Origin of the sequence: Brevibacillus sp. HB1.4B (assembly GCF_013284285.1) — a bacterium.
Taxonomy (GTDB): Bacteria; Bacillota; Bacilli; order Brevibacillales; family Brevibacillaceae; genus Brevibacillus; species Brevibacillus porteri.
Map to the genome: position 1 here is coordinate 706189 of NZ_JABSUT010000002.1, position 14295 is coordinate 720483.

General features: G+C 48.3%; 15 protein-coding genes. 3 read left to right on the forward strand and 12 right to left on the reverse strand.

Annotated elements, in window-relative coordinates; genetic code table 11:
- Nucleotides 1–112 precede the first annotated feature (112 nt).
- On the forward strand, nucleotides 113–559 hold the full coding sequence (locus HP398_RS07655) for a GNAT family N-acetyltransferase (RefSeq protein ID WP_173622288.1): 447 nt from the start codon (nucleotides 113–115) through the stop codon (nucleotides 557–559).
- Between the two features lie 48 nt (nucleotides 560–607).
- Here HP398_RS07655 and HP398_RS07660 read toward each other — a convergent pair whose 3' ends face one another.
- From HP398_RS07660 to HP398_RS07670, 3 genes are all read right to left on the reverse strand, one after another.
- On the reverse strand, nucleotides 608–1048 hold the full coding sequence (locus tag HP398_RS07660; protein WP_017250347.1) for a small multi-drug export protein: 441 nt from the start codon (nucleotides 1046–1048) through the stop codon (nucleotides 608–610).
- A gap of 88 nt (nucleotides 1049–1136) precedes the next feature.
- Nucleotides 1137–2132, reverse strand: a complete 996-nt coding sequence (locus tag HP398_RS07665; protein ID WP_173622289.1) for an ABC transporter permease — start codon at nucleotides 2130–2132, stop codon at nucleotides 1137–1139.
- On the reverse strand, nucleotides 2098–3057 hold the full coding sequence (locus HP398_RS07670) for an ABC transporter ATP-binding protein (protein ID WP_254475922.1): 960 nt from the start codon (nucleotides 3055–3057) through the stop codon (nucleotides 2098–2100). The genes HP398_RS07665 and HP398_RS07670 overlap by 35 nt, the downstream gene beginning before the upstream one ends.
- A gap of 129 nt (nucleotides 3058–3186) precedes the next feature.
- Between HP398_RS07670 and HP398_RS07675 the strand changes: the two genes are divergently transcribed.
- On the forward strand, nucleotides 3187–3975 hold the full coding sequence (locus tag HP398_RS07675) for a GDSL-type esterase/lipase family protein (protein ID WP_173622291.1): 789 nt from the start codon (nucleotides 3187–3189) through the stop codon (nucleotides 3973–3975).
- Here the strand turns inward: HP398_RS07675 and HP398_RS07680 are convergent.
- The 9 genes from HP398_RS07680 to HP398_RS07720 all read right to left on the reverse strand — a co-directional run bounded on the left by HP398_RS07680 (nucleotide 3967) and on the right by HP398_RS07720 (nucleotide 12841).
- Nucleotides 3967–5202: an MDR family MFS transporter gene (locus tag HP398_RS07680; protein ID WP_017250351.1), complete on the reverse strand. Its 1236-nt coding sequence runs from the start codon at nucleotides 5200–5202 to the stop codon at nucleotides 3967–3969. The two genes, HP398_RS07675 and HP398_RS07680, sit on opposite strands and share 9 nt — an antisense overlap.
- Before the next feature lie 227 nt (nucleotides 5203–5429).
- A complete protein-coding gene (locus HP398_RS07685; protein ID WP_017250352.1) occupies nucleotides 5430–6278 on the reverse strand; it encodes a YtnP family quorum-quenching lactonase in 849 nt (282 codons plus the stop codon).
- Between the two features lie 74 nt (nucleotides 6279–6352).
- Nucleotides 6353–6649: a hypothetical protein gene (locus HP398_RS07690; RefSeq protein ID WP_017250353.1), complete on the reverse strand. Its 297-nt coding sequence runs from the start codon at nucleotides 6647–6649 to the stop codon at nucleotides 6353–6355.
- A gap of 165 nt (nucleotides 6650–6814) precedes the next feature.
- Nucleotides 6815–8818, reverse strand: a complete 2004-nt coding sequence (locus tag HP398_RS07695; RefSeq protein WP_173622292.1) for an oxidoreductase — start codon at nucleotides 8816–8818, stop codon at nucleotides 6815–6817.
- 148 nt (nucleotides 8819–8966) lie between these two features.
- Complete coding sequence (locus tag HP398_RS07700; protein WP_173622293.1) at nucleotides 8967–9437, reverse strand: hypothetical protein; 471 nt, start codon at nucleotides 9435–9437, stop codon at nucleotides 8967–8969.
- A gap of 75 nt (nucleotides 9438–9512) precedes the next feature.
- A complete protein-coding gene (locus HP398_RS07705) occupies nucleotides 9513–9827 on the reverse strand; it encodes a hypothetical protein (protein WP_017250356.1) in 315 nt (104 codons plus the stop codon).
- Nucleotides 9828–10002: 175 nt separating this feature from the next.
- Nucleotides 10003–11463 carry an LCP family protein gene (locus HP398_RS07710; protein ID WP_017250357.1) on the reverse strand — a complete coding sequence of 487 codons (1461 nt, stop codon included), beginning with the start codon at nucleotides 11461–11463 and terminating at the stop codon, nucleotides 10003–10005.
- A gap of 229 nt (nucleotides 11464–11692) precedes the next feature.
- On the reverse strand, nucleotides 11693–11830 hold the full coding sequence (locus HP398_RS07715; RefSeq protein WP_007717021.1) for a hypothetical protein: 138 nt from the start codon (nucleotides 11828–11830) through the stop codon (nucleotides 11693–11695).
- A gap of 57 nt (nucleotides 11831–11887) precedes the next feature.
- The gene (locus tag HP398_RS07720; RefSeq protein ID WP_017250358.1) at nucleotides 11888–12841 is read right to left on the reverse strand and encodes a carbohydrate kinase family protein; all 954 of its coding nucleotides are present in this window, start codon (nucleotides 12839–12841) and stop codon (nucleotides 11888–11890) included.
- Between the two features lie 227 nt (nucleotides 12842–13068).
- Here HP398_RS07720 and HP398_RS07725 point away from each other — a divergent pair, with 227 nt between their 5' ends.
- Nucleotides 13069–14286: an MFS transporter gene (locus HP398_RS07725; protein ID WP_173622294.1), complete on the forward strand. Its 1218-nt coding sequence runs from the start codon at nucleotides 13069–13071 to the stop codon at nucleotides 14284–14286.
- Nucleotides 14287–14295 lie beyond the last annotated feature (9 nt).

Sequence of the window (14295 nt, forward strand, 5' to 3'; positions counted from 1 at the left end):
GTATCCTTGTTTATTTTACGAAAAAACGCCCAAGCAGAAAAGGAAGATTTTTCAGGAGCGATCGGTTACGCTTAAGCTATCAAGATGATCGAGGTGAAGACTTATTATTCGATTGGTTCCAACAACCAGAGATAACTGGCAAGATGCATTACGCTTGCAGGTACAAGATGAGCAGCAGCGCTTTGTCCCGTCTGTTGCCGTTTCATTAGCGAAGGTTCATATCCGCCCTGATGGTGACAACTGCGCATATGAACCATTCTGTTTGTATAACGCTGATGAAATGGTTGGGTTTGTCATGATTACCTATGACGCCTCAACAGATTGGTGTTACTGGTTCAACGGTTTTTTGATCGATCACCAGTACCAAGGCAAAGGATATGGCAGAGCGGCTCTCACAGCGATCGTGGATACGGTACGGAACCATTTCCCGCAAAGCCGATTTGTCAACCTGACCGTATGCCCAGACAATGCAGGTGCAAGACATTTATACAGACAAACCGGCTTTGAAGAAACTGGCGACGTATACGATGGAGAGATTGTCTACAGAATCACGTTATGATGAGCATGAACAAAAACCGCCAGAAATTGGCGGTTTTCTTTCATATAGCTATTTCGTTTCTGGTACCATGAATTGCAACAGACCAAAAGCCACTCCTGCCGTCAATAACACACTCCAGATAATGATGCCCACTGACATCCACAGCATGAGCTTTTTCGTAGGGGCTCCCAGCGAGATACCAATAGCAGCTCCCAGTGGGGCTCCCGTTAAAAGCGGCGAAGCGAGACCAAGGCCGACCACTCCGTATTTATCCCATATCTGCCACATGCGCCCCTGACGCTTGCTCCGTTTCTCTACACGCTTTAAAAGCCAGGCGCGCAAAGAACCTCCCAAAAAAATGACGACACCTGCGCTGATAATCGCACCCACCGCACTAAATATTCCGATCAGAACCGGTGGTAGTTGCAACATAAAACCTACAGGGATCGCTGCCCACAGCTCAAACATGCCAGATAATGTCACCGAGCCTGCTTTCCATAATACGTCCATTCTGTTTCGTCTTTCTCCTCTCGCTGTCTTTTTCATTCGTCATGGTAAAGACGAGCAGACATGTCATTAAGTAACGGAATTTGTTAAATTAGGATGTGACATCCTTACGGATAAAGGTCGTGTACGCAATGATCAGCGCTGCGATCGCCCATACACTCAACACGGTCAGCGAGAACGGCAAGGTCATCCCTTTAATCGGAGGTAGTGTTCCATTTAGGTAATCCGTAAGCTGCAAATTTACCACGAACAAGTATTTGGACGATTCCCAGGAGGATGCCATCTGCGTCAGGATCGTTCCGCTAATTAATGCTGCCATCATAATTCCCATCCCCGCAGCCGCACTCCGAACCAAAACAGAGACCATGAGTGTTACCGTGGCAACCACGACGCAGACGAACCAGCCTAGCCCATACTGCATCAGCAAAAATTGCCATTGTGGCAGCATGAATGCGCCAGATGTCTCGAGCTCTCCTCCCGCCACTTCAAAGCCAGTCAAAATGGGCAGGTCCCATCCCGAATAGCCAAACACGACCCCAGAGAGCAAATAAGCGAGAATCAGTGTCGTGAGAACCGTGAGAGAGGTAAACAGCAGCAGGGTGATGTATTTGCTGGTCAATACCTTCCAACGCCGTACGGGTCGCGTTAATAGCAGCTTGACCGTCCCCTCGCTAAACTCTGAAGATACGAGGTCGACCGCGAGTACGACGATAATCATCGGCAAAAACATCGAAATGGCCTGATCCATAAAGCCACGGGCGAATGTAGGTCCACCCGGCGCCATCGGGTTAATGTCATGATCCAAATAATATTGCTGCTGTGCGATCCTGACCTTGATAAAATCCCGCCACTCTTCAGGAAGACGGCTTGATGCCAGCCTGTTTTGCATATCGACGATTTGTTGGGTTAATAGCGGGCGCCAGTCGGTCGTCCCCATTCGTTCTTGTGCAGTGACAACCGAGCGGTACTGCGCGTATGTAAAAATCGGGATCAGAATCGCCAAGATCAGCACAACGACGAGAAAACGGCGCCGACGCAGCAATTTTATGGTTTCATTCTGTACGAGCCCCACCATGCTCTGCTCCATGACTTCCCCCTCCTCCCGTCAATGTAAGGAACAGGTCTTCCAGTGTAACCGTCTTTGTCGCAATCCCCATCACAGGTATGCCGCCATTGACCAACGCTTGGTTAGCCTCACTCACTTTTTCTATGTCCATGCGTGATTTCAGACGCTCTTCACTGACCACCCACACATCTGTCACTGCTGGTAGTTTCCGCAGGACTTCCTCGGCCTTCTGTATGTGGGAAGACGGGATTGTCCAATCAACCTGATCAGCAAACTGCTCCATCAGTTCTTTGACTAATCCAACCGAAATGACCTTCCCTTGGCTGATAATCGCCACCCGGTCACACATCATCTCGATTTCACTGAGAAGATGACTCGAAATGAAGACAGCGAGCCCTTCCTCCTCGGCAAGCTTGCGAATAAACTGGCGCAACTCACGAATCCCCGCCGGGTCCAAACCGTTCGTCGGTTCGTCCAGAATCAATATTTTCGGACGATGCAAAAGTGCCTGCGCGATTCCCAGACGCTGCCTCATTCCGAGTGAGTACGTTTTTACCTTATCATCAATTGCCCTCTCCAAATCAACGAAGCGAACGATTTCCTCAATACGCTCAGGCGTAATACCACCGCTCATTCTCGCAAACTGCTCCAGATTCTCTCTACCCGTCAAAAACTTGTATAGCTCCGGATTTTCGACGATACAACCAACCTGCGCAATTGCTTGCGGAAACTGTTCCTGAAGGGAGATGCCTCCGATGTGAATATCTCCCCCATCGGCTTTTGCCAATCCAACGAGCATGCGGATCGTAGTGGTTTTGCCTGCGCCATTCGGCCCGAGAAATCCAAATACCTCTCCGGCGAAAACATCAAACGTAATATCATGAATGATCGACTTTTTGCCAATCGCTTTTTGCAATCCTTTTACTGAGAGGACCGTTTCGGCCAATGTGCGCCCTCCTATCTGAGTCATGCCTCGTCAACTGACGATGGCGTTCTGTTTATGGTACACTGTCATAAGATGTCCATCCACATTATACCATGACCATACACTTTAAAACGAATAGGAGGATACCCGATGCGCACATCCGGCCAATTTCTTTGGCGCACGGCAGGTCTCTTGTCTTTACTCTCCTTTCTTTTATTTGCGACAGGGTTTGTCCTCGCGATGAACCCGCAGCAGTTAGCACCATCCACAGCAACCCCACCTGCCCAAAAAGAGCAGCCACCCTCTCCTTTACCAGAAAAGGGTCTCCACAAAGTAGTCGCACTAGGGGATTCCCTCACGCGCGGTGCCGGAGACGCAAATGGCCAAGGCTATGTCGGACTCGTTCGCCAAGCATTGGAGAAAAAATCGGGCCAGTCGATTACGTTCACAAACCTCGCGATTAATGGACAGGAATCATCTGAGCTGCTCAAACAAATGTCTCAGGAGCAAGTGAAGAAGCTGCTCGCTGAAGCCGATCTGATTCTTTTTACCATCGGTGGCAATGACTTGTTCAGGCAGACAGGTGGGCTGTATACCATTGAAAAAGAAAAAGTGACCACAGCTCTTAATCAGCTTGCGGTCAACTATGAAGAGATTCTCAAACAGATTCGCAGCGTCAACAAAACAGCGACGATCGTCTATACTTCCCTGTATAATCCTTTTGGCAATACCGAAGCATCCGTCGACACCATCGGGCCTGTGCTCGACTGGAACAATCAGGCGTCCCAAATCGCCTCAAGATACCCGCAAGTATTCGTGGTGCCGACCTACGACTTGTTCTTGCGTAAAGAACAAAACTACTTGTATACAGACCACTTCCACCCGAATGCTGAAGGCTATAAACGGATGGCGGATCGTATCTTGCAAGCGTTAGAGTGATTCAGCCCTCGCTTCATTCAAGGACTTGCCACGGGTTGCCTCAAAGGCGCGAGCACCCGCCCATTGGAAGGCACTGCTCATCATCGAGGTAGCTGCTACAATCAGGAACAAGGTCGTACCTCCGTAGTGTGCCAACAGCAATCCACCCATCCACGGACCGATGAACTGGCCGAGGTTGCTGAAGCTTTTCGCACCGTAATAGCTGCCGCGCATACTCTCTGGCGCCATTCGGTCGATCAGAACGTCTCCTGCTGTAAACGTAAGGATTTCACCAATTGTGAAAAATACCATCGCCACAATGAATATCAGCCATGAGTTGGCAAAGGCATAACCCACGTCACCAACTGCATACATGACGTTTCCCACCACAATCGCGGTGAGAGGCGTCTTTTTTTCTGCCCAGTTCGTCAACGGAAGCTGCATCACAATCACGACAATCGCATTGACTGTCATCAGGATGGCAAACAGCTCTGTTCCATTCAAGACCGTCATTTCTGCGAATTTTGCCAGCGTAGATGACATTTGCGAGTAGCCTATCGCTCCCAAAACACCGGCGAGCATGTACAAACGAAACGCTTTGTCGTGCACGACTACACTGAATGCACGGCCGAATGTAACCACTTCTTTCTTTTGACCCTCAATTTGCTTAATGCCAAATTTGTTCAATAATCCTTGCAAGCTAATCACATAGATGAGATAAATCACTGCCGTCATCAGGAAAGGTAAGGCTACAGAGCTTTTCGCCAGCACTACCCCTGCGATAGGCCCTACCGCTACCCCCACGTTAATCGCCATGTAGCGAATACCGAACACACGAAGCCGCTTCTCTTGTGGCGTTACATCTGCCATCAGCGCCTGTGAGACCGGTTCGTAGAAGGATCGACAGAGTCCCCCTGCTATATTGAGAAAAAGCAGAATCCACGGGTCTTTACTAAGCGCAAACCCGACGAACACGAGCGTCCACACGTACAACGCGCCTAGCATGACTCGCCTGCGCCCGATTCTGTCCGACCACGCTCCCGCAATAAAGCCTCCGATTGTACCCGCGAGCGGTCCTGCTCCAATAGTCAATCCGATCATAGCCAAGCTCATATCTGTTTGATTAGACAAGTATAAAAACAAAAACGGCATGCTCATCGAGCTGGCGGCCCGGACGAACACGGTCCCGACGACTAATGACCAGACGATCGGGTGAAACTCCTGTAAACGCATCTTGATCCAGCTCATTGTCTCTCTCCTCACCACTGTTATGCCTTTCCATCTTTGCCAGAACAGATGCTCTGTGATGTTCCCATTGTAGAGAGGCAATGGGCGTTCGTCAATGAGCATTCAAAATTTTTTGATTATGAAACATTTCTATTAGAGTAATCAAAATTTCGATAGGGTTGGACACGGTGACCTTAAACAACACAAAAGACCGCCAGTAAACACTGACGGTCTTTTGCTTGTCCTTTTTACAAAATAACTTCTATCCGATCAATCATTTCTCCCTGTTCGTTCCATTTCACCGCACGGTAAACGCTATCGTGGTAGAACGTGAACCAAGCTCCTTGCTTGATCCCGTTGTTGATCCATTCGTCTTTTGCAAAGATGGATGTCATCGGGTAGTCGTCGTAGGCCATCACCCATAATGGATTTTGATGGGCGTGTGTAGGCATGATGTCCGCTAGATGCAAAAGCAGCTGCCCCTCTGTCTCCATCCGTACGATAGCATGTCCCTGGCTGTGACCGCCTGTATGATGAAGCGTGATTCCCGGCACAACTTCCTGCGAAGCTCCGTACGTCTTCACCTGATTCTCAATCGGACGCCAATTTTCTTCCCAATATGTATTCTTCGAGCGAATATTCGGCTCTCTCATTTCCGCCCATTCCTGCTCCTGCACGTAGATGACAGCTTGCGGAAATGTAGAGATAAGTTGTCCATCACGAATAGAGACAAGTCCGTTGGCATGATCGTAGTGCATATGTGTCATGATGACGATATCAATATCAGCAGGAGTCAATCCTTTTGCAGCGAGGGAGTCCACCACTTGAGACTCTTCTTCCAAGCCAAAATTGCGCTTCTGTTTTTCCGTTAGCCGATCATTTCCCAATCCCGATTCAATCAAAATACGCTTGCCATGAGCCTGTACCAGGATCGGGTCAGCACGCAAAGGGATTTGATTGAGATCATTCGATGGATATCTTTTGCTCCAGAGCGGCTTGGGCACGACTCCAAACATTGCGCCTCCGTCCAGCTTCGTGAGTCCACCTCTCAGCCAAGACAATTGAAACTGACCTACCTGCCATTCGTTCCCTACCATGATCCTGCCGCCTCCTCGATTGTTCGGAATGATGATTGAAGATCGAAAGTGAAAAGCACCCCGTTCAGGGTGCCTTACATCTTTTCTGCTACACTTACAGTTCTAGTCGCCGGGGCGATTTCTAACAGGAGATCACTTGATACAGCCTGCACAGTGACATCTGAATCACTTCGTCTATGATGAAGCACGAGTTGCGCTACCTTTTCATTCTCTCGGTAAACGCTGATTAATGTCTGTAATGGATTGGCACTCCCGCCTGCGATCATCTTAAACCCCGGGGCTATCGTAAACGTCCATCCCTCCACCTCTACTAGCGGTGCTAACGAGTACAGGAAGTAACGTTTCCCTAAGAGAATGCCATTATGGTTCATCAAGGCGAGAGCCCCCAATCAAATGAATTTGAACAGTATAACTTCATTTTGCAAGAATTAGCGGAGGTTGAAAAGCGATTCGACAAAACTTCTAAAAAGACGACATACTTTTCTTAATCATATCCGATCCCCATTGTTTTCGAAATAGAAAATCTTTTCATCACCTTAAATCGCTCTTCCTACCGTCGCACCCTCCAAAATCGCTCGCTTAGCATCGAGCTCTCCCGCTTCTTTAGCCCCGCCTATGAGGTGCACAGGCAGCCGATCAAGCAATGCGTGGTATAGCGAATTGTTGGAGGTCGCTCCAGCCGCTACAATGACCGTATCAGCAGGTATCATGCGTTCCTCCCCGTTCTGAATGAAGTATACCCCTTCTTCTGCAATCCGGCTATATTCAATTTGTGTCAGCATCTCTACGCCACGTCGCTTCAGGTTGGCGAGAACTGCCCAGCGCGTCGTTTTACCCAAGCCCGATCCGACATGCTTCCCACGCCGCAACATGCTGATCTTTCGTTTTCGCTGTTGCAGTTGCTGTACAGCTCTTCCATCCAGAATCCGATACTCCTGCAAGTATTCCGCTGCCTTCGGTGAAATCGTTTCGTCGTGCATCAGCAAATGGGACAAATCACATGCGATTCCTCCTGCACCGACGATGACTACTTGTCTACCGACCTTGGCGCGCTTTTCAAATACCGCATCATATCCCTTTACATGTCCAAGCTCCACTCCTGGAATCTCTGGACGCCGAGGAATGACTCCCGTTGCCACTACCACTTCTGCAAAGCCTTCTTCAATCAGGGCGTCTGCCTCTGCCACTGTTCCCAGCCTTATTTCGACACCAAGACGCGCAAGCTCTGTCCGATAATAGCGAAGCGTTTCATTAAATTCCTCTTTACCCGGCACCTGTCTGGCGTAGTTTAATTGTCCACCGATCTGTCTTTTGGCCTCCATGATAACCACCTGATGCCCTCGCTCTGCCAGCACACGAGCTGCCTCCAAGCCGGCTGGCCCCGCTCCGATTACAGCTACCTTCTTGCGGTTTTCCGCCGTAACCAACTGCCACTCTGCTTCTCTGCCCACGAGAGGATTGACCAGACAGGAGGCTACCTTCCCATCAAAGATATGGTCGAGACAGGCTTGGTTGCAAGCAATACATGTGTTTACTTCATCAAAGCGTCCTTCTTTACTTTTTTGAACGATATACGGGTCCGCTAAAAATGGACGAGCCATCGAAACCATATCGCTGCATTCTTCATACAAAATCTTTTCAGCCTGGCGCATGTCGCTGATTCGATTGCTGGCAATAACCGGGATGTTCACGACCTGCTTGACTTGCTGAGCCACCCATACATACGCTCCACGCGGCACCATCATGCCAATCGTCGGCACTTGTGATTCATGCCAGCCAATTCCGACATTGAGAGCATCAGCTCCTGCCTCCTCCAGCATTTTGGCAAATTGCAAAGTCTCTTCCATCGTCGTACTATCTGGCATTAAGTCCAATCCCGACATCCGGTAGATAATCGGATAATCGGGTCCCACTGCTTGGCGGGCACGCTTAGCCACCTCGATACCAAAGCGGGCTCTGCGTAAAAAGTCCCCACCCCACTCATCTTCTCGCTTATTGGTCACAGGGGATAAAAATTGATTGATCAAGTATCCTTCCGAACCCATAATTTCCACGGCATCAAAGCCAGCTTTTTTAGCACGTACGGCGCCATCAGCAAAGCATTGGATCGTTACTTCGATCTCCTCTGCGCTTAACTCTCTCGGCTTCCAACGGTTAATCGGCGCCTGCAATGGCGATGGTGCTACCGGGTCTAATCCTGTTGCTTCCTTGTACGCGTAACGCCCGGAATGGAACAGCTGCAACGCAATTCTCCCATTGGCTTGATGAACCTCTTTCGTGATCAGACGCAATTTCTCGATATCCTCGTCTTGGTATACATTGCAATACTCGTCGCCCATACCGCCTTCTGGATGTACAGCAGCCCCTCCTGTCACGATCAGACCTGCCTCTCCTTTAGCACGCTCTGCGTAAAAGGTAGCAAGCCTCGCTACACCATTCTCAAGCTTTTCAAATCCAACGTGCATGGACCCCATCATTATCCGATTTGGCAACGTCATCGAACCAATTTGAATCGGTTCCCATACTTTTGAAAGTTCCACGTTAAAACGCCCTCCCAACGAGTGAATGCTCATTCATTTTTTATTATCTATACGATTCTCTCTCTCCTCCTCATATTCCTCCTTCCTCACATTTCATGCAAAAAGCTCAGGATAATACCCCTGAGCTTTCCTTATGTACAGCCTATTTTTATGTGCCGAGTTTGACGAGCATCCCCAAATCTGCGGAAAATCTTGCGATGGTTTCTGTAAATGCGATTTCTTCAGCTTCTGTTCGCGGCATCTGCACGACAAAGTGATAATCCAGTACGACATTCGCTTCCGCCTGCGTACCCTGCTCCACAAAGCGGCGCTTTTCTGTCAGCGAACACTCAGCTACCAAGCTTTTTGCTTGCTTCCATAATTGTTGAATCTCCTCATCTTGCAAGCTATAAGGATAGTCAATTTCCACCTCAATTTCACAGCTGTCCTCTTCTGTAAGCGAAAACAGATGGATGGTAGCCGTTGGTTGCTTTTCGTCCTCTGCCTCGGAAAACGTGATCAGAACCTCTTGCCCTTCCGCTTCTTCCAGCAACGAATGATCGGAGCGCAAGACGATATCCGAAATCATTCCATGCGTATGTAACTGTTGATTTAGTTTTTCCAGCATAAATTGTAACACGTACTTCTTTCCTCCTATTTCACGATATCCTCTCGTAGCAGTATAGCACGAGTTCTACAGATGCGAAAAACCCCTTCACGAGGAAGGGGTCGGTGAATTGTTCATATTTTTTTGATTCATGAATTCTGACAGCCACGCACGACGCACTTCTTTGTTTGGACAGTAACCTAAAATGTAGCTTTCTCCGCGCATATATTTTTCCTTAATCCACTCTTTATGCTTGCGGAAAAAGGCATGCTGGAAATCAATCGGCATCTGCTGATATTCTTCCAAAGCTGAAGGGTTCTGGAGGAAAAAATCTTCATCGTACACAAACTCTTCGTTTTGTTGGCGGCTGATCAGGTACACAAAAGCAATCACCAGGAACAGGTTCACCAAGAAAATCGTCATAGAAATCCCTCCAGTCAGTAATAATTATCTGATTAATCTGTCTTATCAGCATATTATTATTGTACCACGAAATTGGTGTTTTCTAAACCTTTTCCATAAACGAATTTTTAAAATTTTTTAATGAATCGACAAATAAAAACACCCGCTCATGATGAACGGGTGTTTTTCGTACTCGTTAAGAGTTCGTGTTCGATCCTTGTGTAGTTGCAGGACCTGCATCCTGACTGGACGGCGGGATGATATCCGGCGGTGGTGTAGAGTTGTTGCCGTTATTACCTGCTGGTACAGTCCCAGGAGATTGTGTTGCATCAGTCGCAGGCGTCTGTGCTCCCTGACCTTGATCTGTCGACTGGCCTTGCCCTTCTGAGTCTACGACATCAGGTGGCGGCATTGCACCTTCATTTGCCGTACCGTCTTGATTGTCTGTTGAATTCGGCTCTTGTTCTTTCGGAGCCTCCGTTTTTTGTTTCGTTGATGTTGATGCAGCTGATTCTGTCGTTTTCTTCTTGACGCTCTTCTTGTTGCTTGTCGCTACCGCTTCACCGGAACCGAGTATCGGAGAATTGTTGAGGGACGCTACGACGCTCCCACTCAATCCCATCTCTGATTGCAAGGAATCGCGAACAGACTCGAGCTTTTCTTTTTCGAGATACGTGTATCCTCCCTGCCAATATGCCCCATTATCCAATGCGGTGACCGTAGAAGAATTAAATCCTTTGAAATCGTAGGCCAAGCCTTTGATCTGATCCTTGGAAAGATCGGTATGTATATTCTTGGCACCTACGTCCATGACGTTAAATATCTTCGTTAAGCCTTCAAGAGAAGCCGTTTTGTCCACGACAGCCTTGATGACCTCTTGTTGGCGACGGTTACGGTCGAAGTCACTGGAGTAGTACTTCGTTCCACGGTTGTCATGACGATGTCGTACATAACCAAGTGCTTGCTCACCATTCAATTTTTGAAGTCCTGGCTGGAGATTGATGTGAGTATCGTCAGTTGGATCATCGTATACCAGTTTGCGATCCACATTGACTTCCACACCACCTAATTCGTCAATGACCGCTTTGAAACCATCGAAATCAATGGCTACAAAATGCTCAATCGGAATACCCAGTACTTCATTCAACGTTTTCTTCGTTAAGGAAATACCATCTTCAGTAACCGTTCGGTTGTTGCGCTCTGCTTGCCTGCGTTCTGCTTCGCCATTGGCATAGACAGAATTGATCTTATGGTAGTCGCGATAGCCTGGGATCTTGACGCGTGTGTCCCGCGGAATCGATACCATGGTAACTTTCTTCGTCTTTGGGTTGGCAACTGCCACAATCATTACGTCTGTATTCATGGAACCAGTTTCCGGACGGGTATCAGAACCAAGCAATACAAACGACATTGGCTTATCCGAGTAGTAAACAGGATCGACATTTTGGGATACTGGCGAAGTAAATCCGCTGTTTGCAGGGCTCGTTACTTCCGTCAGAGTGTCCTCAATTTTCCAATAAATTGCTCCAGCCACACCGCCAACCAGCAGCAAGGTGATCAATGTGAAGGATACAACGAGTTTACGTATTTTTCGATTACGGCTCGGCTGTTTCTTTCGAGAAGCTGAAGCGCGTGTTTTCACAACAGTATCTGGCATATGAATCAGTCTCCTTGTTCGCGCACGCTTTTTGACAAAGTAAAGGGAGGCACGATTTTGAATTGTGCCACTCGACAATATGCACCACTTTTTTCTTCAGTTGGCAATACTCTGATTGAGGTATTGTACCATATCGTTGTCTGCATTTGTAGAAAAATGTTCCTTTAAACGAAAAGTCCCCCATCTTTTTGTCGATAAGGGGACTTTAGTTGCACATATAAATTTAGACTTATTGCAAGCCGCGTGGTGCCTGACTAAATCCTTGTACAGGCCCTTCAGGACGCTTGTTTTTGGAGCGGTGTGAATCCCCACCCTGCCGAACATGGCTCTCTTGTTTTCCATTCACATCATTCGATTTCTTTTCCATGACATACACTCCTCCTCTGTACCAACTAACGGGTAGTGTACGTCAAGCTATGTATTTTCATTCTCTGTCGAGGATCTGTCTTTCTTTTGCGGCATAGTAATCTTTTCGTGCCAAAAGGACATCGATATCGTATTGGCCATTTCCCTTTGTTCTCATCTCGGCCAAAGCAACGCCGAAAGCTGCTTGTTCTGTAAGGGACAATGCTTTGTTTTGCGCATAAATGATACCTGCGGCAAACGCATCTCCTGCGGACTCTCGAATCGGCATAGTCGGGGCAGCAAGCCATTTTTCCTCCTGTGCGGTGCACAGCCACAGCCCTGCTTCCCCACAAATGACCATGACCTGATGAATACCTTCTGCCACCAATTTTTTCGCGCATATTTCCACATCATTATAGGAATGAAGTGATTGGCCACCTAGCACTTCAAGCTCATCAATGCTCGCGACAAGTATATGAACACCTTCAAGCAACCCTTTCCATTTTTCTGCTTTTTTCACAGAAACAGGGTCCACGATGATCTTTTTATCGAGTCTTCTAGCTTCCGCCAAAAATGCCCGCATAACCTCGACGGGAAGATTGGCATCCAGAAACAAGCCTGCGGCCTGAGACAAGCGTTTGAGACCTTGCTGGACAATCTCCGCTGGCCACTCTTCATTTAGTTCCATGTCTGCAACAGCCGTGTACAATTCACCGTCACGATCACGAATAGCCAAGTAGCGCCCAGTCGATTTCCCTGCGATTCGCAACATGCCATGAGTAGCCACTCCACTATTTGCTGTGACCTGTCTTAGCCACTCGCCATCTGCATCTTCTCCCACCAGAGCAAACAGCTGCACTTCTTCTCCTAGCCATCCCAGATTTTCCGCCACGTTTCGAGCTACGCCGCCTGCTGCTTGATGTACTTCACCCGGATTACTTGTTCCAGGCAACAGTCTGGCAGAAGTGATCCCCTGCACGTCAACATTGGCTCCTCCCACGCATAGCCAGTATTCTGTTATACCTTCCAGCATTCCAGCATTCCCCCTAGCCTTCTGCTCATGGTCTAGTCCATTGTGCTCCTCTCTTTTTCGACACCGTTTCTCCATTTACCTACTTTTTAAAAAACTTCCTGACAGATCAAATTCTTTATTTCCGACCATCATATTCCCATCATTCATGGATGACGTCCTGTAGAATCCATGCTACATTGAAAAAAATAAAAAGTAAGTTACCTAAGAAAGGTTGGGGATGAACTGACATGAGTGCCTCATCAACACCCATTCACTCTACACCGGCAGGGACTGCGGCACCAACTGTCTATCGCATGCTATTTGCCATTAGCATTGCGCATCTGTTAAACGACAGCTTACAAGCGGTCATCCCTGCATTGCTTCCTATTGTAGAGAAGAATCTGGTATTAACGTTTACACAAGTCGGAATGATTTTACTCGTCATGAATCTTACTTCATCTGTTTTGCAACCATTCGTCGGTTACTTCTCCGATCGCAAATCGATTCCTTTATTGCCACCACTGGCTTTGATCGTATCGGGATTGGGGATGCTGGCACTCGCATTCTCCGGTAGTTACTATTTCGTTCTCGCAGCAGTCGCCTGTGTTGGTATTGGCTCAGCCATCTTCCACCCAGAAGCCTCACGCTTCGCCCACTTGGCATCCGGTCCTCGCAGAGGGCTGGGACAATCCATTTTTCAAGTAGGTGGAAATGCCGGGCAAGCACTCGCCCCCTTGATGACCATCCTGGTCTTTGCAAATCTGGGACAGACAGGGGCTGCCTGGTTTCTGTTGCCCGCGCTATTAGCTAGCGGCATCTTGCTCTATGTTGCTCTCTGGTATCGTGGGCAACAGCGCTTGAAAAAGGCTACTGCCGCACCTGTCACGTATACGAATCGGAACAAGCGATTGATTGCCCTCGGTCTCCTGGTTGTCATCGTCAGTGTGCGGTCCTGGATGAATGCTGGCTACCAAAGCTTTTATCAGTTTTATTTGATGTATGTGAAAGATATGGATTATGCCAGTGCACAGCTCGTCATTTTTGGTTTTCTTTTCGCAGGAGCGATTGGGACATTTTTTGGCGGACCGCTGTCTGACCGATTCGGAAAAAGGAACTTGCTCATCATTTCCACACTCGGTTCACTTCCACTGACATTGCTGACGCCTTACGTCTCAGGCAATTGGGCCTTTCCATTAATGGTGATCAGCGGCTTTATCATGCTTTCGAGCTTCTCCGTCACAGTCGTGTACGCGCAGGAGCTATTGCCTGGCAAAATCGGTACCGTATCCGGACTGATCATCGGGCTTGCCTTTGGAATGGGAGGCATGGGCGCTCTCGTTTTCGGCTATCTCGCCGATCTTTACAGTCTGAGCTTTGTCATTCTGTTATGTTCGTTCCTCCCGTTAATCGGGGTTATGGGCTTTTTGCTGCCGAAAGACAAGACACTCCGCGAATGGGCTCACTAATCTATTCCA